Origin of the sequence: Spirillospora sp. CA-108201 (assembly GCF_050936235.1) — a bacterium.
In the GTDB taxonomy this organism is placed as follows: domain Bacteria; phylum Actinomycetota; class Actinomycetes; order Streptosporangiales; family Streptosporangiaceae; genus Spirillospora.
This window is the reverse complement of record NZ_JBNJNE010000001.1, coordinates 7,200,150-7,217,470: the sequence shown is the minus strand read 5'-3', so window position 1 is coordinate 7,217,470 and position 17,321 is coordinate 7,200,150. Positions and strand designations below refer to the sequence as shown.

Genomic DNA, 17,321 nt, shown 5'->3' with positions numbered 1-17,321 from the left:
CCTTTCCTACACCTGGCCAGCAGTCCTTGTAAGGCTCAACTGGCAAGGCTAGCCGAGGCGGTCATGAGGTCTAGACCTGCCCTTGCCCTGGGACCCGCCGCATGCGCCCCGACCTGCGCCGGCGCGTCAGCCGGGCGGCTCCTCGCCCGTCCGGGCGGAACGCCCGGCGAGGACCAGCCGCGCACCGCGCGCCAGCATCGTGAGCGCGATCAGCACGCCGAACGCGCCGGCGAGGACGAGCCCGGTCTTGTTCATCGGCGGGACGCTCAGCGAGACGAACGCCACCATCTCGCCGAGGATCACGAGCGTCCAGCAGTCGACCGACCGGCTCCGGACGGCGAGCGGGCCGAGCTGCGACTCGGGCAGCAGCAGCCGGGCGAGGGCGCCGATGAGCAGCGCGGCGGCCATCAGGCCCGAGCCCTTGCGGAAGTAGTTGAAGGCGCACAGCGCGAGCCCCGCGCCGACGCCGCTGAGCACGAGGAGGTACGGCAGCCGCGCGAGCCAGTGCGGGGCGGCGCTCCTGCGACGCGGCGCCTTGCGCCTGCGCCGCTGCACCTGGGTGCTCATGGCCCTCACGGTATAGGCAATCGGATCCCGGCACGACATCGCGCACGACATCGCGCACGACATCGCGCACGCCCTCGGCGGGAGGAGGGCGCGAGGGGGACGCGAATGAGTCGCGGCGGAGAGGCAAGGAAGGCGGCGGGGGAAGAGTCCGGCTTGTCACCCACCGCCGAAATGCGGATGGGACCTATGTGCTCAAGGTGATGGCCGAGAGCTCGGAATCCCCTGCGCCATCGGTCCTACTCGCCAGTAGGAGGGTGTGACGGCATGGCACCCGGGTAACCCGGCAGACAGGGGTCGCTAACTAGCTGGGAGGACTGCCGTGGAGGGGCCGTTCATGCGGATCGAGGACAGCGGGCTGGTGGTGCCGCTGCGCCCCGACGTGACGACGGTCGGGAGAGGGAGAGGAGTGGACATCCGCCTCGACGACCCGAGTGTGTCCCGATTGCACGCAGAGATCGTCCGACGTGGCCCGTACGTCTACGTGGTGGACATGGGCCTGTCCCGCAACGGGACGCGCGTCAACGGCCGGCCGATCGCCCGTCGTGTGCTGGAGGACGGTGACGTCGTGAGCTTCGGCACGGCGCGCTGCCGGTTGGGGGGCATCCCCCGTGAGGAGGTCGACCCGGACGTCGAACTGCGGCGCGCCGTCGCGCCCGAGCTCACCCGCCGGGAGGTCGACGTGCTGACCTCGCTGTGCCGGCCCGCCCTGTCCGACGAGGCGTTCGTGGCTCCGGCCACGGCACGCGACATCGCCGGCGAGCTGGTCGTCACGGAGGCCGCGGTCAAGCAGCACCTGCTGCGCCTCTATCAGAAGTTCCGCATCCCCGAGGGCGCCAACCGGCGCACTCGGCTCGCCAACGAGGTCATCGCCATGGGCCTCGTCCGCCCGCTGCCCCCGGTGCACGTGCCCCAGCAGGGCCGTCCGCCGATGGACGGGCGCGTCCCCGGTGCGCGCGGCGCCACCGCCGAGACGCGCCGGCCGGGCACGACCGGCCATGCTCACGCCCCGGGCCGCCCGGCGCACAGCACGGCCGCGGGACGGAGGGCCAGCTGATGTGAGACCCGCGGTCGCCCTCCCCGGCAGCGCGAACCGGAGGGCGATCGCTCAGCCCCCGACACGGCCGCGCAAGTGACGGCGCGGCCGAGGGCCACGTGAGCGGGGGCCGCCACCTGGGTGCTGGTGGCGGCCCCCGCGGCACGCCCGTCTCCGGAGACCGCCCGTCAGGCGGCCTGCTCGGCGGCCTCGACCACGTTCGCGAGGAGCATGGCGCGCGTCATCGGGCCGACGCCGCCGGGGTTGGGCGCGACCCAGCCGGCGACGTCGCGCACGTCGGCGGCCACGTCACCGGCGAGCTTGCCGTCCACGCGGGACACGCCCACGTCGAGGACGGCCGCGCCGGGCTTGACCATGCCGGCGGTGATGAGGCCGGGCACCCCGGCCGCCGCCACGACGACGTCGGCCTTGCGGGTGTGCTCGGCGAGGTCGCGCGTGGCGGTGTGGCAGAGGGTGACGGTCGCGTTCTCGGTGCGGCGGGTCAGCAGCAGGCCGAGGGAGCGGCCGACCGTGATGCCGCGGCCGACGACGGTGACCTCGGCGCCCCGCAGCGGGACGTCGAAGCGGCGCAGCAGCTCGACGATGCCCTTCGGCGTGCACGGCAGCGGGCCCGGCTGCATCAGCACGAGCCGGCCGAGGTTGGTCGGGTGCAGGCCGTCGGCGTCCTTGGCCGGATCGATGCGCTCCAGCACGCGCTGCTCGTCCAGGCCCTTCGGCAGCGGCAGCTGGACGATGTAGCCGGTGCAGGCGGGGTCGGCGTTCAGCTCGGCGACGGCGCGCTCCACCTCGTCCTGCGAGGCGGTGGCGGGCAGATCGCGGCGGATGCTCTCGATGCCGACCTCGGCGCAGTCGCGGTGCTTCATGTTGACGTAGGAGTGGCTGCCGGGGTCGTCGCCGACCAGGACGGTGCCGAGCCCGACGGAGACCCCGCGGTCGCGCAGCGCGTCGACGCGGACCTTGAGGTTCGAGCGGATCTCGGCGGCCGTGGCCTTGCCGTCCAGAATCTGTGCCGTCATGCGTTCCTCCGCGTGGATCTCGGCCGGGACCGGGCCCCGGGCGAAGAGCCCGGCCGGAAAAGGTCCCGTCCACCCAGGCGCGCGGTGTCCGGACTGTCGTTCGCTCCCCGGTGGTGATCCACCTTGACCGCGCCAGTCGCGTGAACCCCCATGCTAACCGGCCCGCCCGCAGGCGGCGGCCCCGTGGCCCCACCGCCGGACGGCCGCGCGAGTGGCCTGCGGAAAACGGCGTCGAGTGGCTCTGCCGGATGCCGCCCGCGGGCTCCTAACGTGCTCGGCATGAACGACGAATGGTTCGAGCGGCCCGTCCTGACCGGGCGTTACGTGCGGCTGGAGCCGCTGACGGCCGAGCACGCCGCGGGCCTGTTCGAGGCGTCCGAAGACCCGGAGCTGTGGACGTGGATGAGCCAGCGGCAGCCGCGAAGCGCCGCGGACATGCGCGCGCAGGTCGACAAGGCGCTGGCGGCCTGCGAGCGCGGGCTGCGCCTGCCCTGGACGCAGATCGACGCGGTGACCGGCGAGGTCGCCGGGACGACGTCGTACTACGAGATCTCCCCGTCCGACCGCGGCCTGTGCATCGGCCACACCTGGATCGGTTCGCGGTGGCGCCGGACGGGGCTCAACACCGAGGCGAAGCTGCTCCTCATGGGCCGCGCGTTCGGCGCCCTCGGAGCGATCCGGGTCGGCTGGCACACGCACGTCCGCAACGAGCGGTCGCGCGCGGCGATCGAGCGGCTCGGCGCGTCGTTCGAGGGCGTCCACCGCAAGCACCGGATCCGCGCGGACGGCTCGATCCGCGACACGGCCGTCTACGCGATGACGGACGACGACTGGCCCGCCGCCGAGCGCGCCCTGCGCGCGAGGCTGCGCTGAACCGGAACCGGCGCTCAGTCCTCGGAGCGCTCGCGCCGGCCGATGAGGCGGTCGGTTCCGTGCCAGCCGAACCGGGCGGCGAGCATCGCGGCCAGGAACGCGGCGACCAGCCCGATCACCTGCCGGGACTCCATCAGCAGCAGGTCTGCCTGGTAGACCACGCCGAGCATGAGGGACAGCAGCAGATTCATCCCGCCTCCACCACGGAACGCCCGCGCCGGGGTCAGGGGAGGGTCAGGGGGGCGCGGCAGCCTGAGGGTACCCGTCCGGCGGCGGTGCGCGGTCCCGCGGCGGGAGACGAGTCGCGCGGACGCGGGTCGCGCGCACGGGGGCGGGACCGCCGTCAGTGGATGATCGCGATGAAGATCAGGCAGCAGATGATGTTGACCATCCAGCTGTTGTGCGTCATCCACTCCCGCGCGCGGGGCATGGCGCGCTCCGCGCGCCGGTGGAACAGCAGGAGGGCGAGCAGCGGCAGCGCCGCGACCAGGAGGGTGGCGCCGATGAAGACGGCCGCCGTCGCCACGCCCTCGTGGTGCTGCTCCAGGTTGGCCCCCACGGTGAGCATCACGAGGATGTCGGAGGGCATCACGATGATCAGCAGCAGCCCGGTCTTGAACGCCCGGCCGGGTCCGGCGTTCATCAGCGACCCGAGCCATTTGGGCGGCTCGATCGTGGCCCGCTTCACGTAGTTGCGCAGGATGGCGAGCAGCAGCAGCGCGATCAGCACGTACTGGATGATCTTGCCGACCGAGCTGTCGTCGGACGGCTTGCCGATCGACACGCTGTTGCCCACCAGCGCGAAGATCCCCCGCGCGACGGCGACCCCCACGGTCGCCGAGATGGCCACGCCGGCCAGGAACGCCAGCGAGGCCCGCACGGGCCGGGGGGTCGTCACCAGGATGATCGCGGACATGATCTGCGGCCCGGCCATCATCGTGATGGCCAGCGGGAGCACCTGAAGAGTCATGGCCCCTCCCCGCCGTGCCTCCCGCAGCGCGGGAACCGCCCTCGTCAGGACTCACGGTAGAGGAGCGTTCGGGGCCGGATCCCCTGGTCGACGCGTTCTTGACCGGCGGATGATCCTTTCCTCTGCTCGGCGTGCCCCCGATGGCCCGCGCCAGGGGCGCGGCTGACCCGCCGCTGAGGAGCGTGGACGCGGCTCCCCGCGTCGTCGCGGGCCCGGGAGGCGCGCGGGCGCGCCGGCGGGACGCTCCCCGCCGGCGCGCCCGGCAGTGCGGTGCGCCTCGTGGCCCCTCAGTGGCCCCTCAGTGGCCCCTCAGTGGAAGAAGTGCCGGACGCCGGTGAAGTAGAGGGTGATGCCGGCCTTCTCCGCCGCCGCGATCACCTTGTCGTCGTTGACGGACCCGCCGGGCTCGACGATCGCGCGGACACCCGCCTCGGCCAGCACCTCCAGGCCGTCCGGGAACGGGAAGAACGCGTCGGACGCCCCCACCGACGCCGCGGCCCGCTCCCGCCCGGCCCGCGCGACGGCGAGCTTGGCGGAGTCGACCCGGTTGACCTGGCCCATGCCGACGCCGACGGTGGCGCCGTCCGCGGCCAGCAGGATCGCGTTGGACTTCACCGAGCGGATCGCCCGCCACGCGAACGCCAGGTCGCGCAGGGTCGCCTCGTCGGCGGCGGCGCCGGTCTTCAGCTCCCAGCCCGACGGGTCGTCGCCGGCGGCGTCCACGCGGTCCACGTCCTGGAGCAGCACGCCGCCGTCGACGCGCCGGTACTCGACGCCGCCCGCCGGGGCGTCCGGGCAGACCAGCAGGCGGATGTTCTTGAAGCGGTCCTTCAGGACGGTCACGGCCTCGTCCTCGAAGGACGGGGCGACCAGCACCTCGGCGAAGCTCTCGGTGACCTGGCGGGCCAGGTCGGCGGTGACCGGCCGGTTCGCCGCGATCACGCCGCCGTACGCCGAGGCCGGGTCGCAGGCGTGCGCCCTGCGGTGCGCCTCGGCGATGTCCGCGCCGACCGCGATGCCGCACGGGTTGGCGTGCTTGATGATCGCGACGCACGGCTCGGCGAAGTCGTAGGCGGCGCGGCGCGCGGCGTCGGTGTCGACGTAGTTGTTGTAGGACATCTCCTTGCCGTAGAGCTGCTCGGCCCCGGCCAGGCCCGCCTCGCCCGGCGAGCGGTACAGGGCGGCCCGCTGGTGCGGGTTCTCGCCGTACCGCAGGGTGTTCGAGCGCTCCCAGGTGGCGCCGAGGAAGTCGGGCCAGCGTGTCTCGGCGGCGGTCGCGTCGGGCGCGTAGTCGCCGGCGAACCAGGAGGCCACGGCCACGTCGTAGGACGCGGTGTGCGCGAACGCCCGCGCGGCCAGGCGGCGCCGCTCGTCCAGGGTGAAACCGCCGGCCCTCACGGCGTCCAGGACGGTCCCGTAGGCGGACGGGTCCACCACGACGGAGACGCTCGCGTGGTTCTTCGCGGCGGCGCGGACCATCGTGGGCCCGCCGATGTCGATCTGCTCGACGCACTCGTCCGGCGTCGCGCCCGAGTCGACCGTGTCGGCGAACGGGTAGAGGTTCGCGACCACGAGGTCGAACGGCTCGACGGCCAGGTCGTCGAGCTGCTGGAGGTGGTCCTCCTTGCGCCGGTCGGCGAGCAGGCCCGCGTGCACCTTCGGGTGCAGGGTCTTGACCCGTCCGTCCAGGCACTCGGGGAACCCGGTGAGCTTCTCCACCTTCATCACCGGGACGCCGGCGGCGGAGATCCGGCCCGCCGTCGACCCGGTCGAGACGATCTCCACTCCCGCCTCGTGCAGGCCGCGGGCCAGCTCCTCCAGCCCGGACTTGTCGTACACGCTGATCAGCGCGCGCTTAATCGCCACCCGACTCACCGGTCGAGCTCCCCTCTTGATCGGACGAACCTCTGTCAGACGAACCGCTGTCAGACGAAACCCTGTCGGGCGGGTCAATGGCGGAGGCCTCCCCGCCGGGCGGGTCCGCGCAGGTCCGGCACTTCATCGAGACCCGCCTGCCGCGCGCGGTCCACCCGTCGCGGGCCAGCCGCCCGACGACGTCGACGAGGAGCCGGCGCTCCACCTGCTTGATCCGCTCGTGCAGGGAGTCTTCGTCGTCATGCCGGCCCACGGGGACGCTCTCCTGGGCGATGACGGGTCCGGTGTCCACGCCTTCGTCGACGAAGTGAACCGTACAGCCGGTGACCTTCACCCCGTAAGCCAGGGCGTCCCCTACGGCGTGCGCGCCGGGGAACGAGGGCAGGAGGGCGGGGTGGGTGTTGACCGTCCGGCCGCCGAAGCGCGCCAGGAACCGCGGGCCGAGGATCTTCATGAAGCCGGCGGACACCACGAGGTCGGGCTCGTGCTCGGCGACGGCCTCCGTGAGCGCCGCGTCCCAGTCGTCCCGGGACGGAAAATCAGGGATGCGAAGGGTGAAAGTGGGCAATCCCACCCGTTCGGCGCGCTCGGTTCCGCCGATATCGGGGCGGTCCGCCCCCACGGCCACCACTTTCGCCCCGTAGGCTGGATCCGCGCACGCGTCGAGCAGCGCTTGTAGGTTGGTCCCCGCGCCGGAGACGAGGACGACGAGCCGGGCGGACACCATGACTCCCCGGTGGACGTTGCTGGGACATCACGAAGCCTATCGGGCGATGTCGGCGCCGCCTCACCCCAGACCGCCCGAACCGCAAGTCCACCCCGCACCAGAGCCCAAACGAGAACAGACCGTACGAACATCCCGCATGCAACCGAGATGCGCACGCCCCAGGAGGAGAAGAACGTGAGCGAGCAGCCGGACCGTCCGGCCCAGCCCGAAGACCGCCCCGACGGGCGGCCGGCGGGAGAGCCGCCCGCCGGGCCGCGCCAGGGCGGGCGGGGCACCGGCTGGCGGGCCCTGTGGCTCGGCGGCATCGCCCTGCTGACCGCGTTCTTCTTCTACCCGCTCGGCCTGGTGCTCGGCATCGCCGCGCTCGTCGTCGGCATCAGGGCCCGCCGGAGCGCGCGCCGCACGCGGGACGCCGCCCCCGGCGCCGTCCCCGGCATCGTGCTCGGGTCGATCGGGCTGGTGTTCTCGCTGCTGTCGGTCTCCCTGACCGCGTTCCTGTGGACGGAGCTGAGCGGCTACCAGCGCTGCGTCAGCGCCTCCAACACCACCGCCGACAAGCAGGCGTGCCGCGCGGAGTTCTACCCGAAGATCGAGAAGAAGCTCGACCTGCCCGCCGGCAGCATGGACAAGTACGGCGACCTCCTCTGACCGGCCGCCCCGCAGGTCCGACCCGACACGCCTCCGGCCAGGCCGGGCCGGGCCTGTCTCGAAGTGGCCTCGGCCGCACGCGCGAACGCGTGACCTGCCCGGTGGAGCGAAGCCGGAGGCGAGCGGAACCGGGCAGATCGCGAAGCGATGCCGCGTTCGCCCCAGGCCCGGTCACGCAGCGAGCCGCCAGGCGAGCGAAGTGGGCCGGGACTGAATGAACACAGCCGCCAGGCGAGCGGAGTGGGCCGGGACTGTGGAACTAGGCGTCCTGGTCGGGGTCGTCTCGCAGGACGTAGATGGCGCCGCCCCGGTTCTCGGTGCGTCCCGAGTCCTCGCGGGGCGGGGGGACGGGACGCCGTGACTCGGCGGGCTCGCGCTCGCCGGTCTCATGGCGCCCGCCGGGCTCCTCGGGCTCCAGGTGACCCTCGACGACGATCGTGCCGTCGCCCGGCGGCGCGGGGTCGTCCTCGACGGTCTCGGGCGCCGGTTCCGCCCGGCGGCGGGGGCGCCGGGGCGCGAGGACGGGCTCGGCCTCCTCGAACTCCAGCGGGTCGGGGGCGTGCGGGGCCTTCGGCGCCGGCTTCGGCGGGCCCTCCAGGCGCAGGTCGTAGTCCCCCGGAACGGGCGCGGACAGCGGCAGGGCGGGCTCCGGAGCCGCCCGTACCGGCTTCTTCGGCTCGGCGGACTTCTTCGCCGCCTTCTTCGCCGCCCCCTTCTTGGAAGGCGCCTTCGCGGCGGAGGCCTTCTTGGCCGCCCGCTTCTTGGAGCCCCGCTTCCTGGACGGGGCGCTCGCCGGACGCCGCAGCACCATCCAGTTCGCTACCCAGGCCGCGATCGCCGCCGAGATCCCCACCTCAAGGGCGGCCAGCAGCCCGACCTGCCACGCGGACGGGCCCACGGTCGCCATCCGCCCGCCGCCGAGCGGCCCTCCGGCCAGCGCGCTCAGCAGGGCCGCGACGGCCCCGGTCAGGGCGCCGGACACGAAGCCCCACAGCGGCGCGCCCTCCGACACCGGGCTCGGCAGCGACCGGATCGTCAGGACGCCGCCGACCGCCCCCGCGACGAACGGCGCCGCCAGCGCCAGCAGCGAGATCGCGGGCGCCGGGCCCGGCTGGGGAAGGGCGGCGAGCGGCGGGAACGCGGGCACGGCGTTCAGGAACACCCCGGTCGGGGAGACGCTCGTCCCGGCGCCGACGGAGAAGCCGGGCCCGATCGCGTACGCCATGCCCCAGATCGCCGCGTTCGGCAGGAACGCCAGCTCGACCAGCAGCAGGAGGACGCCGCCGACGGCGCCGGGGGCGAGCATGTCGTAGAGGTCGCCGGCGTCCGACAGGTGCGTGGCGAGGGACCCGCCGACGAGCAGCGCGCCCGACGCGAGCAGCACGCTCAGCGACCCCGCCACGCCGATCACCAGGGAGCGCGGCCGCTCGGGCAGCAGCCGCAGCAGCGCGCCGAGCCCGGACCGGACCCGCCGCCCCCGCGCCTCCGCCACCACGATCGCCCGCGCCGCGCCGAGCCCGCCCGCGACGGCGGCGACGAGGAAGCACCCGACGAGCGCCTGCCACGCCGACGGCCGCACCTCCTCGGACGCCGCAGCGAGCGCGAGCAGCCCGGCCAGCGCCGCGTACGGGGCGGCCAGCGCGACGGCCACGCGCAGGACCGCGGTGCGCTGCCGGTGCGGCAGCCCGGCCACCCGGATCATCCACCCGCCGCCCCGGTACAGCAGGACCCCGGGCAGGACGAGGACGCCGAGCGGAAGGAGCCCGAACCGCCCCTGCCCGTAGGAGAAGCCCGCGTGGTGCGAGACGAGCCAGAAGTTCACCGCCGTCCGAAACACCCCGGCCATGCCGTGGCCGAGCGCGGTCTTCGGCGCGGCGATCCAGCCGATCAGAGTGATCGTGGTGAGCACCGCGAGGCCGATGCCGATGCACCACAGCGCCGCGACGAGGCCCGTCACGTACAGCGGCCTGGCGGGGACGGCGGGCGGGCGCCCGCGCCCGGGGTCCGCGCCCGGCGGCGCGGCCTTCGGCGCCGCCTTGGGTGCGCCCTTCGGGGCGCCCTTCGGCGGGACGGCCTTCGACGGCTCCCGCTTCGCACGCTGCCCGGGGGTCTTGTCGCTCACCGGTCCATGCTGGCACCGCGCCCGCCCCCGCAAGGCCCGCCCGCCCGGCGTGTCGCCTTTGTGATCACACTCCGTGTCCCGGCCGCCGGCGGCGGGCCGGAACGGCCGGGACGCGAAAGACGCCCGGGCCGCGGGGCGGCTCGGGCGTCTTTCGGGTGGTCCGGGGGACCTAGCGGTTCTGCATGATCTCCCGCATGAGGACGGCGGTCTCGCTCGGGGTCTTGCCGACCCGCACGCCGACCTTCTCCAGGGCCTCCTTCTTCGCCTGCGCGGTGCCGGCGGAGCCGGACACGATGGCGCCGGCGTGGCCCATGGTCTTGCCCTCGGGCGCGGTGAACCCGGCGACGTAGCCGACGACCGGCTTGGTCACGTGCTGCTCGATGTAGGCGGCGGCGCGCTCCTCGGCGTCGCCCCCGATCTCACCGATCATCACGATGGCGTCGGTCTCCGGGTCGTCCTGGAACGCCTGGAGCGCATCGATGTGGGTGGTCCCGATGACGGGGTCGCCGCCGATGCCGACGCAGGTGGAGAAGCCGATGTCGCGCAGCTCGTACATCATCTGGTAGGTCAGCGTGCCCGACTTGGACACCAGGCCGATGCGGCCGGGCGTCGTGATGTCGGCCGGGATGATGCCGGCGTTGGACTTGCCGGGGGACGCGATGCCGGGGCAGTTCGGCCCGATGATGCGCGTCTTGTTCCCCTTGGACTCCGCGTACGCCCAGAAGTAGGCGGTGTCGTGCACCGGGATGCCCTCGGTGATGACGACGCAGAGCGGGATCCCGGCGTCGATCGCCTCGACCACGGCGTCCTTGGTGAACTTCGGCGGGACGAACACGACGGAGACGTCCGCGCCGGTCTCCCGCATCGCCTCCTCGACTGTGCCGAACACCGGGAGGGACGTGCCGTCGAAGTCGACCGTCTGCCCGGCCTTGCGGGCGTTCACGCCGCCGACGACCCGGGCGCCGGAGGCGAGCATCCGGCGGCCGTGCTTGGTGCCTTCGGAGCCCGTGATGCCCTGGACGATGATCTTGCTGTTCTCGGTGAGCCAGATGGCCATTGTCATGCACCTGCCGCTGCGAGTTCGGCGGCGCGCCTGGCCGCGTCGTCCATGGTGTCGACCTGCTGGACGCCGGGCAGCGCCGCGTCGTTGAGGATCGTGCGCCCGAGCTCGGCGTTGTTGCCGTCCAGCCGGACGACGAGCGGGCGGTTGACGGTCTCGCCGCGGTCGGCCAGCAGCTTGTAGGCCGACACGATGCCGTTGGCGACGGCGTCGCAGGCGGTGATGCCGCCGAAGACGTTGACGAAGACGGACTTGACGTCGGCGTCGGACAGGACGATCTCCAGCCCGTTCGCCATCACCTCGGCGGACGCGCCGCCGCCGATGTCGAGGAAGTTCGCGGGCTTCTGCCCGTCGAACTGCTCGCCCGCGTAGGCGACCACGTCGAGGGTGGACATGACGAGCCCGGCGCCGTTGCCGATGATGCCGACGCTGCCGTCCAGCTTGACGTAGTTGAGGTCCTTGGCCTTCGCCGCCGCCTCCAGGGGGTCGGCCGCGGCCTTGTCCTCCAGCTTCTCGTGGTCGTCCTGGCGGAACGAGGCGTTGTCGTCCAGGGAGACCTTGCCGTCGAGGGCCTTCACCTGGCCGTCGGCGGTGAGGATCATCGGGTTCACCTCGACGAGGGAGGCGTCCTCGTCGAGGAACACGGCCCACAGCCGCTCGATCAGCTCGGCGGCGCCGTCGAGGGCCTCCTGCGGGAGGCGGCCCTTCTCGGCGATCTCGCGCGCCCGGGCGCGGTCGACGCCCTCCAGCGGCGAGACCGGCACCATCGCCAGCCGGTCGTGCGGCACCTCCTCGATCTCCACGCCGCCCTCGACGGAGCAGATGGACAGGAAGGTCCGGTTGGCGCGGTCGAGCAGGAACGAGAAGTAGTACTCCTGCGCGATCGCGCTGCCCTCCTCGACCAGGACCTTGTGGACCGTGTGGCCCTTGATGTCCATGCCGAGGATCTGGGCGGCGAGCTGCTCGGCCTCGTCGGCGGAGTCGGCCAGCTTCACGCCGCCGGCCTTGCCGCGGCCACCGGTCTTCACCTGGGCCTTGACGACGACCTTCGAGCTCCCCGCGGCGAACAGCTCCGCCGCGATGGCCCGGGCTTCCTGGGGAGTACGGGCGACCTTGCCGGTGGGCACCGGTACCCCGTACTCGGCGAAGAGTTCCTTCGCCTGATGTTCGAACAGGTCCACGAGGGCGTCCTTTTACGGATCGACAGCCAAATGCGACCACGCGAGTGGGGGTTACACGGGTGTCCGTGCGGCCGGCACTCGGCGGTCCGCTCCGTCGATGAAGCCTAGTCAACCCGCCTTCATGGTGAGGCCGCCGGGTCCGTTTGTCACGCGGACTTCTCTTGAACGGGAGCGCGCGGGGCGGTAGGTGTGCTCATCCTCAAGGGAGGGCACGAGTGGCTCGTGGGGAGGATGAACCGGATTGACGTAGTTTGATGTACTAATTCGGCGAGGCGGCCAGGCGGACAGGGGGCGAACGCATGGCGATGGTGGAGAAACGGGATACTCCCGTCACGGAACCCACCTCCGCCGCGCCCGTCGTCTCCGTCCCGCCGCCCGCGGGCGGGCCCTCCGCCCCGCGCCGGCCTTCCGCCCAGCGCCGGCGCCCCGCGCCGCGCGGCCGCTCGGGCGCCCGCAAGGTGCGGCGCACCGCCGGCCTGCTCATCGCGGCGGCGCTCGTCGCGACCGGCGGCGCCACCGTCCCCGAACCGCCCGCCCCGGGCTGGGCGAGCCCCGGGCTCGTCGGCGGCGGCGGATGGCCGTTCGCGAGCGTCCCGCTGCCCCCCGACCAGGCCGAGGGGGCCGCCTACCTGGCGGGCAGCTCGGTCATCAGGCTCGCGGACGGGCGGATCCGGCTCGTCCCGTCCGGCGGCGAGGCGCCGATCACCGTGGACGCGTCCGACCCGCGGGTGGGCCGGGCCGTCCGGTCCGACGGCGCGTGGCTGGCGCAGGGCACCGTCCCGGCGGGCGGGAAGGGCGAGACCTACCGCGACATGGCGACGCGCGCCCTGCTCGACCTCCGGCTCCTCACCCGCCCGAACGGCGCGTCCCTCGCGTCCTGGTACTCCAAGTGGCGGTACTCCTGGCCCCGCGACTCCGCTTTCGCCGTGGCCGCGTTCACCGTGACCGGGCATCCGGCCGAGGCGCGCCGCATCCTGTACTTCCTCGCGCGGGCGCAGCACGAGGACGGCATGTGGGCCGCGCGGTACAACGCCGACGGGACGGCCGTCGCGGACGGCCGCGCCCCGCAGCTCGACTCGCCGGGCTGGGTGCTGTGGTCGACCTGGTTCTACGCCGTCCAGACGGCGCACCAGGACGAACTGCCCACGCTGTGGCCGATGGTGCAGCGCGCCGCCGACCATCTGGCGCGCTCACTGGACGCCGAGGGCCTGCCGCCCGCCTCGTCCGACTACTGGGAACGCGACCACCGGCGCGAGCAGGACCCGCGGCGCCCGACGCTCGGCGTGGCCGGCCCCGCGCTGGCGGGGCTGCGCGCGGCGGCCGACCTCGCGCGGATGCGGGGCGAGGACGCGAAGGCGGCGCAGTGGCGGCACGCGGCGCAGCGCGTCTCGGACGCGGTGGCCAGGCAGTTCGCCCCCTACGGCTATCCGCGCTCCCCCATCCCCGGCGGGCTGATGGACACCTCCGTGACGTTCATCGCTCCGCCGTTCGCACCGGCCGACCCGGGCGTGACCACCGCGATCGCGGACGCCGAGCGCAAGCAGGCGCTGCCGAACGGGGGCGTCCTGCCGGGCGAGCGCTGGTCCGGCGATCCCGACGTCGCCTGGACGCCGGAGACCGCGCTGTTCGGGCTGAACGCGGCCGCGTCGGGCCGGAAGCACGAGGCCCTGGCCCGGCTCGACTGGCTCTCCGCGCACCGCACGTCCCTGGGGGTCCTGCCGGAGAAGGTCGGCGTGACGGGAAGGCCCGCGGGCCCGGCGCCCCTGGGCTGGACGGCGTCGCTGGTCCTGCTGAGCCTCTCCGCGCTGGACCGGCCGCTCCCCGTCCCCGTGACGGGGCCCTAGCCGAACTGCTCGTACCCGAGCTTCAGCACGAGGGCGGCGACGACGCCGAGCAGTACGATCCGAACGAAACCGGCCCCGCGGTTGATCGCCATATGGGCCCCGAGCTGCGCGCCGACGCTGTTGCAGACCGCCATGCCCAGCCCGATCGCCCACAGCACGTGCCCCTGCGCGGCGAACACGGCGAGCGCGCCGAGGTTGGTGCCCGCGTTGATGATCTTCGAGGTGGCGGACGCGTCGACGAAGTCCATGCCGAGCAGCGCGGTGAAGGCGATCACCAGGAAGGTCCCGGTCCCCGGCCCGACCAGCCCGTCGTAGAAGGCGATCGCGACGCCCGGGACGAGGACGGCGGCGGCGACCCGGCGGCGCGTCCGCAGCACCAGGCGCGGGGCCCGGCCGAGGTCGGGCCTGAGCACCACGATCGCGGCCACCGCCAGCAGCACGACCATGATGACGGGTTTCAGCACGTCCGAAGAGATCGCCGCCGCGCAGAGGGCGCCCCCGGCGGAGCAGCACACCGCGAGCAGGCCCGCCGGGACGGCCACCCGCAGGTCCGGCTTGGCCTTGCGCGCGTACGCGATGGCGGCCGACGCGGTGCCCGCGATCGACCCCAGCTTGTTGGTGGCGAGCGCGGTCGCGACCGGCTGCCCCGGGTTGAGCAGCAGCAGCGCGGGCAGCTGGATCAGGCCCCCGCCGCCCACCACGGCATCGACCCAGCCCGCCGCGACGGCGGCGGCCAGCAGCATGACGACCTGCTCGGCGTGCACGGGGGCCTCCGGGGGTAAGGAGTAAAGCCAAAATCACCGATTACTCTAGCGACCCGGTCCGCCGCCCCGTCCCGCGGCACGCCCGCCGCTTCCTCAGGGGGCCGTCCACTCGTGCGCGAGGATCGCCCACACCTGGACGTCGCGACGGTCGCCGTCGAGGACGAACGCCTGCCGCAGGACGCCCTCGCACGTCATCCCGAGACGCTCGGCCACGGCCGCGCTCGCGGTGTTGCGCGGGTCGCACAGCCACTCCACCCGGCGCATCCCCCGCGCGCCGATCGCCCAGTCGATCATGATGCGGACGGCCTCGGTGACCAGCCCGCGCCCCCGGGCCTCGGCCGCGAGCCAGACGCCCGCCTCGCAGACGCCCTGCGCGGTGTCGAACGTCCGGAAGACCGTGCCGCCCTGGAGGACGCCGTCCACCCAGATGCCGTACATGCGGCCCTCGTCCCTGGCCTGCCTGTGGGCGTACGCCTGGAGCAGTTCGCGGGCCGTCTCCTCGTCCACCACCGTCCGGGCCCAGGGGATGTACCGGTCGATGTCCCTGCGGACCCGGTCGGCGTGCTCGGCGAACTCGGCCGCCTGCCAGGGCTCGAACGGGCGCAGCTCAGCGCCCTCGGCGAGCGTGCGGGCGAACATGGGGCCTCCCGGGGGGACACGTACCGAACGTTTGTTATGTACTCTACGGGCATGCCTGCCCGAGGTGACCACGAGGCCCGCCGCCGGGACGTGTCCGAGGCCGTCTGGCGCGTGCTGGCCGCCCGCGGCTTCGGCGGCCTGACCCTGCGCGCGGTCGCGGCGGAGATGGACGCGTCCACCGGACTGCTCACGCACTACTTCCCGACCAAGACGGCCCTCGTCGCGCACGCGCTGGACCTCGCCGACGAGCGCACCGCGAACCGCGCCCTCAGCGAGGCCCCGCCCGGCCTGGCGTCCCTGCGCGCCGCCCTCCTGGACGTCCTCCCGCTGACCCCCGCCGCGGCGGACATGAACCGCATCTGGGTGAGCTCGTGGGACGTCGCGCTCGCCGATCCCGGGCTCGGCGAGCGCCAGCGGGACCGCTACCGGAACTGGCGCGCCCGGCTGCGCCCCCACGCCGCCGCGGCCGTCGAACGCGGCGAACTGCCCGCCGAGCCCGGCGCGGACGAGGTCGTCGCGAACGCCGCCGCGTTCGCGCACGGCCTGGTCGTGCACGCCCTGTTCGATCCGGACGCCTATCCGCCGGCGCGCCAGACCGCGATGCTGGACGCCTTCCTGACCGCCCTGACCGCGGGCCCCGCCGTCCCCGCGGCGCCCGGAGAGGGCCGATAATGCCCCGATGACCAAGCCGCGCACGCTGCGCTGCCCCCGCCACCTCGGCATGATCCTCGCCGGCGTCGCCGTCGCCGCCCTCTGCGACGTCGTGGCGACCCAGAAGGCCCTCGACGGCGCGGGCGCCCCGGCGCTCGCCGCCGGCGCCGCGTGCTTCGCCCTCGCGCTCGGGGTCGTCCCCCAGTTGCGGACACGCATGATCCTGGACGCGGAGGGCCTCACCCTCGTCTCCGGGTACGGCCGCCGCCGGTTCGCGTGGACGGAGATCATCGAGATCAGCGCGGACGCCCACCAAGGCTTCTGGCTGCTCCAGGTGCGGTCCGAGGACCGCGAGCGCCAGGCCGCCTTCTTCCCCGTCAGGTTCGCGTCGATGCCCGTGGACCAGGGCACCCGCTTCCGGGAGCCGTCCGGCGACACCCCCTACGGCCTCTACCGGCTGCACGCCGAACTCCGCGAGCGGTGGCAGAGCCACGCCCCGCGGCCGGAACCGCCGCGACGGGCCGGAAGCCGCTGAGCCATCCTGGTCCCATGACGACCAGGACCCGCGCCCTCGGTGAGGACTTCGCCGCCCCCCTCGACGACCGCTACTTCGAGGACTACACCGCCGGCACGGCCTACGAGTACGGCCACGTCACCGTGGACGAGGCGGAGATCATCGAGTTCGCCCGCCGCTTCGACCCGCAGCCCATCCACGTCGACCCGGACTTCGCCGCGTCCGGCCCGTTCACGGGCCTCATCGCCAGCGGCTGGCACACCGGCTCGATCATGATGCGGCTGTTCGCCGACCACTTCCTGTCCCGGGTCGCCAGCCTCGCCTCCCCCGGCGTGGACGAGCTGCGCTGGCCCGCCCCCGTCCGTCCCGGCGACACCCTGCGCCTGCGCGTCGCCGTCCTGGAGGCCCGCCCGTCCCGCTCCAAGCCGGACCGCGGCATCGTCAGCACCCGCGCCGAACTCCTCAACCAGGACGACCAGGTCGTCCTGCACACCCTGCCGGCGAACCTCCTGCGCCGCCGCACGGCCTGATCACCGCGCCCGATCACCGCGCCCGATCACCGCGCCCGGTCACCGGGCGCCCTCCCGCACCGCCCGCGGCGCGGCGGGCGCCGGGACGGCGGGCTCGGGCAGCGTCCGGAACAGCAGCCAGGCCAGCGCGGGCAGCGCGATCAGCGGGGCGAGGGCGACGCGCAGCGACCGTCGGCGACGGCGCCGAGGACGGCGCCGTCACGGACCCCTGGTAGACGTCCACACACGCGTGCCCGGCGGACAGCAGGAGAACCGGCCGTGCATCTCGTGAACTCGTCGACACGCC

Annotated in this window: 18 protein-coding genes and 1 riboswitch; of the genes, 7 read left to right on the top strand and 11 right to left on the bottom strand. The window is 73.8% G+C overall.

Annotated features, from left to right (window positions below; genetic code table 11):
* Positions 1–126 precede the first annotated feature (126 nt).
* Positions 127–567: a DUF3017 domain-containing protein gene (locus ACQEU6_RS34770; RefSeq protein ID WP_499337649.1), complete on the bottom strand. Its 441-nt coding sequence runs from the start codon at positions 565–567 to the stop codon at positions 127–129.
* A gap of 334 nt (positions 568–901) precedes the next feature.
* Here ACQEU6_RS34770 and ACQEU6_RS34765 point away from each other — a divergent pair, with 334 nt between their 5' ends.
* The gene (locus ACQEU6_RS34765) at positions 902–1,621 is read left to right on the top strand and encodes an FHA domain-containing protein (RefSeq protein WP_499337647.1); all 720 of its coding nucleotides are present in this window, start codon (positions 902–904) and stop codon (positions 1,619–1,621) included.
* A 167-nt stretch (positions 1,622–1,788) separates the two neighbouring features.
* Here the strand turns inward: ACQEU6_RS34765 and ACQEU6_RS34760 are convergent, their stop codons facing one another.
* Positions 1,789–2,637, bottom strand: a complete 849-nt coding sequence (locus ACQEU6_RS34760; RefSeq protein ID WP_499337646.1) for a bifunctional methylenetetrahydrofolate dehydrogenase/methenyltetrahydrofolate cyclohydrolase — start codon at positions 2,635–2,637, stop codon at positions 1,789–1,791.
* Positions 2,638–2,701: 64 nt separating this feature from the next.
* Positions 2,702–2,787: riboswitch (ZMP/ZTP riboswitch) on the bottom strand.
* 129 nt (positions 2,788–2,916) lie between these two features.
* Here ACQEU6_RS34760 and ACQEU6_RS34755 point away from each other — a divergent pair.
* On the top strand, positions 2,917–3,510 hold the full coding sequence (locus ACQEU6_RS34755) for a GNAT family N-acetyltransferase (protein WP_499337645.1): 594 nt from the start codon (positions 2,917–2,919) through the stop codon (positions 3,508–3,510).
* A gap of 14 nt (positions 3,511–3,524) precedes the next feature.
* Here the strand turns inward: ACQEU6_RS34755 and ACQEU6_RS34750 are convergent, their stop codons facing one another.
* The 4 genes from ACQEU6_RS34750 to purN form a co-directional block, all read right to left on the bottom strand.
* Entirely contained in the window at positions 3,525–3,701 is a 177-nt protein-coding gene (locus tag ACQEU6_RS34750; RefSeq protein WP_499337643.1) for a hypothetical protein, read from the bottom strand.
* Positions 3,702–3,853: 152 nt separating this feature from the next.
* Positions 3,854–4,480: a GAP family protein gene (locus ACQEU6_RS34745; protein WP_499337641.1), complete on the bottom strand. Its 627-nt coding sequence runs from the start codon at positions 4,478–4,480 to the stop codon at positions 3,854–3,856.
* A gap of 309 nt (positions 4,481–4,789) precedes the next feature.
* Entirely contained in the window at positions 4,790–6,355 is a 1,566-nt protein-coding gene (gene purH / locus ACQEU6_RS34740) for a bifunctional phosphoribosylaminoimidazolecarboxamide formyltransferase/IMP cyclohydrolase (RefSeq protein WP_499337639.1), read from the bottom strand.
* A complete protein-coding gene (purN, locus tag ACQEU6_RS34735; RefSeq protein ID WP_499337637.1) occupies positions 6,336–7,082 on the bottom strand; it encodes a phosphoribosylglycinamide formyltransferase in 747 nt (248 codons plus the stop codon). The genes purH and purN overlap by 20 nt, the downstream gene beginning before the upstream one ends.
* Positions 7,083–7,256: 174 nt before the next feature.
* On the opposite strand from purN, the gene ACQEU6_RS34730 reads away from it, so the two are divergent.
* The gene (locus ACQEU6_RS34730; protein ID WP_499337635.1) at positions 7,257–7,730 is read left to right on the top strand and encodes a hypothetical protein; all 474 of its coding nucleotides are present in this window, start codon (positions 7,257–7,259) and stop codon (positions 7,728–7,730) included.
* A 259-nt stretch (positions 7,731–7,989) separates the two neighbouring features.
* Here ACQEU6_RS34730 and ACQEU6_RS34725 read toward each other — a convergent pair whose 3' ends face one another.
* The 3 genes from ACQEU6_RS34725 to sucC all read right to left on the bottom strand — a co-directional run bounded on the left by ACQEU6_RS34725 (position 7,990) and on the right by sucC (position 12,093).
* Positions 7,990–9,852: a cell division protein PerM gene (locus ACQEU6_RS34725; protein WP_499337633.1), complete on the bottom strand. Its 1,863-nt coding sequence runs from the start codon at positions 9,850–9,852 to the stop codon at positions 7,990–7,992.
* Positions 9,853–10,021: 169 nt separating this feature from the next.
* Complete coding sequence (gene sucD, locus ACQEU6_RS34720; RefSeq protein ID WP_499337631.1) at positions 10,022–10,909, bottom strand: succinate--CoA ligase subunit alpha; 888 nt, start codon at positions 10,907–10,909, stop codon at positions 10,022–10,024.
* 2 nt (positions 10,910–10,911) lie between these two features.
* Positions 10,912–12,093, bottom strand: coding sequence for an ADP-forming succinate--CoA ligase subunit beta (gene sucC, locus ACQEU6_RS34715; protein WP_499337629.1), 1,182 nt, complete (start codon positions 12,091–12,093; stop codon positions 10,912–10,914).
* Between the two features lie 299 nt (positions 12,094–12,392).
* Here sucC and ACQEU6_RS34710 point away from each other — a divergent pair, with 299 nt between their 5' ends.
* The gene (locus ACQEU6_RS34710; protein ID WP_499337627.1) at positions 12,393–13,937 is read left to right on the top strand and encodes a glycoside hydrolase family 15 protein; all 1,545 of its coding nucleotides are present in this window, start codon (positions 12,393–12,395) and stop codon (positions 13,935–13,937) included.
* On the opposite strand, the gene ACQEU6_RS34705 is transcribed toward ACQEU6_RS34710, so the two are convergent.
* The gene (locus ACQEU6_RS34705; RefSeq protein WP_499337626.1) at positions 13,934–14,701 is read right to left on the bottom strand and encodes a sulfite exporter TauE/SafE family protein; all 768 of its coding nucleotides are present in this window, start codon (positions 14,699–14,701) and stop codon (positions 13,934–13,936) included. The genes ACQEU6_RS34710 and ACQEU6_RS34705 overlap by 4 nt on opposite strands.
* A 93-nt stretch (positions 14,702–14,794) precedes the next feature.
* Positions 14,795–15,340 (bottom strand): GNAT family N-acetyltransferase, encoded by a 546-nt coding sequence (locus ACQEU6_RS34700; protein WP_499337624.1) that lies wholly within the window; start codon positions 15,338–15,340, stop codon positions 14,795–14,797.
* A gap of 51 nt (positions 15,341–15,391) precedes the next feature.
* Here ACQEU6_RS34700 and ACQEU6_RS34695 point away from each other — a divergent pair, with 51 nt between their 5' ends.
* From ACQEU6_RS34695 to ACQEU6_RS34685, 3 genes are read left to right on the top strand one after another with little or no spacing between them, the layout of a single operon-like run.
* Entirely contained in the window at positions 15,392–16,012 is a 621-nt protein-coding gene (locus tag ACQEU6_RS34695; protein WP_499337623.1) for a TetR/AcrR family transcriptional regulator, read from the top strand.
* A 7-nt stretch (positions 16,013–16,019) separates the two neighbouring features.
* On the top strand, positions 16,020–16,526 hold the full coding sequence (locus ACQEU6_RS34690; RefSeq protein ID WP_499337622.1) for a PH domain-containing protein: 507 nt from the start codon (positions 16,020–16,022) through the stop codon (positions 16,524–16,526).
* A gap of 14 nt (positions 16,527–16,540) precedes the next feature.
* A complete protein-coding gene (locus ACQEU6_RS34685) occupies positions 16,541–17,035 on the top strand; it encodes a MaoC family dehydratase (RefSeq protein ID WP_499337621.1) in 495 nt (164 codons plus the stop codon).
* Positions 17,036–17,321 lie beyond the last annotated feature (286 nt).

Coding starts and splice junctions, on each gene's coding strand:
- ACQEU6_RS34770 (WP_499337649.1), bottom strand. CDS start 567: ATGAGCACCCAGGTGCAGCGGCGCAGGCGCAAGGCGCCGCGTCGCAGG.
- ACQEU6_RS34765 (WP_499337647.1), top strand. CDS start 902: ATGCGGATCGAGGACAGCGGGCTGGTGGTGCCGCTGCGCCCCGACGTG.
- ACQEU6_RS34760 (WP_499337646.1), bottom strand. CDS start 2,637: ATGACGGCACAGATTCTGGACGGCAAGGCCACGGCCGCCGAGATCCGC.
- ACQEU6_RS34755 (WP_499337645.1), top strand. CDS start 2,917: ATGAACGACGAATGGTTCGAGCGGCCCGTCCTGACCGGGCGTTACGTG.
- ACQEU6_RS34750 (WP_499337643.1), bottom strand. CDS start 3,701: ATGAATCTGCTGCTGTCCCTCATGCTCGGCGTGGTCTACCAGGCAGAC.
- ACQEU6_RS34745 (WP_499337641.1), bottom strand. CDS start 4,480: ATGACTCTTCAGGTGCTCCCGCTGGCCATCACGATGATGGCCGGGCCG.
- purN (WP_499337637.1), bottom strand. CDS start 7,082: ATGGTGTCCGCCCGGCTCGTCGTCCTCGTCTCCGGCGCGGGGACCAAC.
- sucD (WP_499337631.1), bottom strand. CDS start 10,909: ATGGCCATCTGGCTCACCGAGAACAGCAAGATCATCGTCCAGGGCATC.
- ACQEU6_RS34710 (WP_499337627.1), top strand. CDS start 12,393: ATGGCGATGGTGGAGAAACGGGATACTCCCGTCACGGAACCCACCTCC.
- ACQEU6_RS34700 (WP_499337624.1), bottom strand. CDS start 15,340: ATGTTCGCCCGCACGCTCGCCGAGGGCGCTGAGCTGCGCCCGTTCGAG.
- ACQEU6_RS34695 (WP_499337623.1), top strand. CDS start 15,392: ATGCCTGCCCGAGGTGACCACGAGGCCCGCCGCCGGGACGTGTCCGAG.
- ACQEU6_RS34690 (WP_499337622.1), top strand. CDS start 16,020: ATGACCAAGCCGCGCACGCTGCGCTGCCCCCGCCACCTCGGCATGATC.
- ACQEU6_RS34685 (WP_499337621.1), top strand. CDS start 16,541: ATGACGACCAGGACCCGCGCCCTCGGTGAGGACTTCGCCGCCCCCCTC.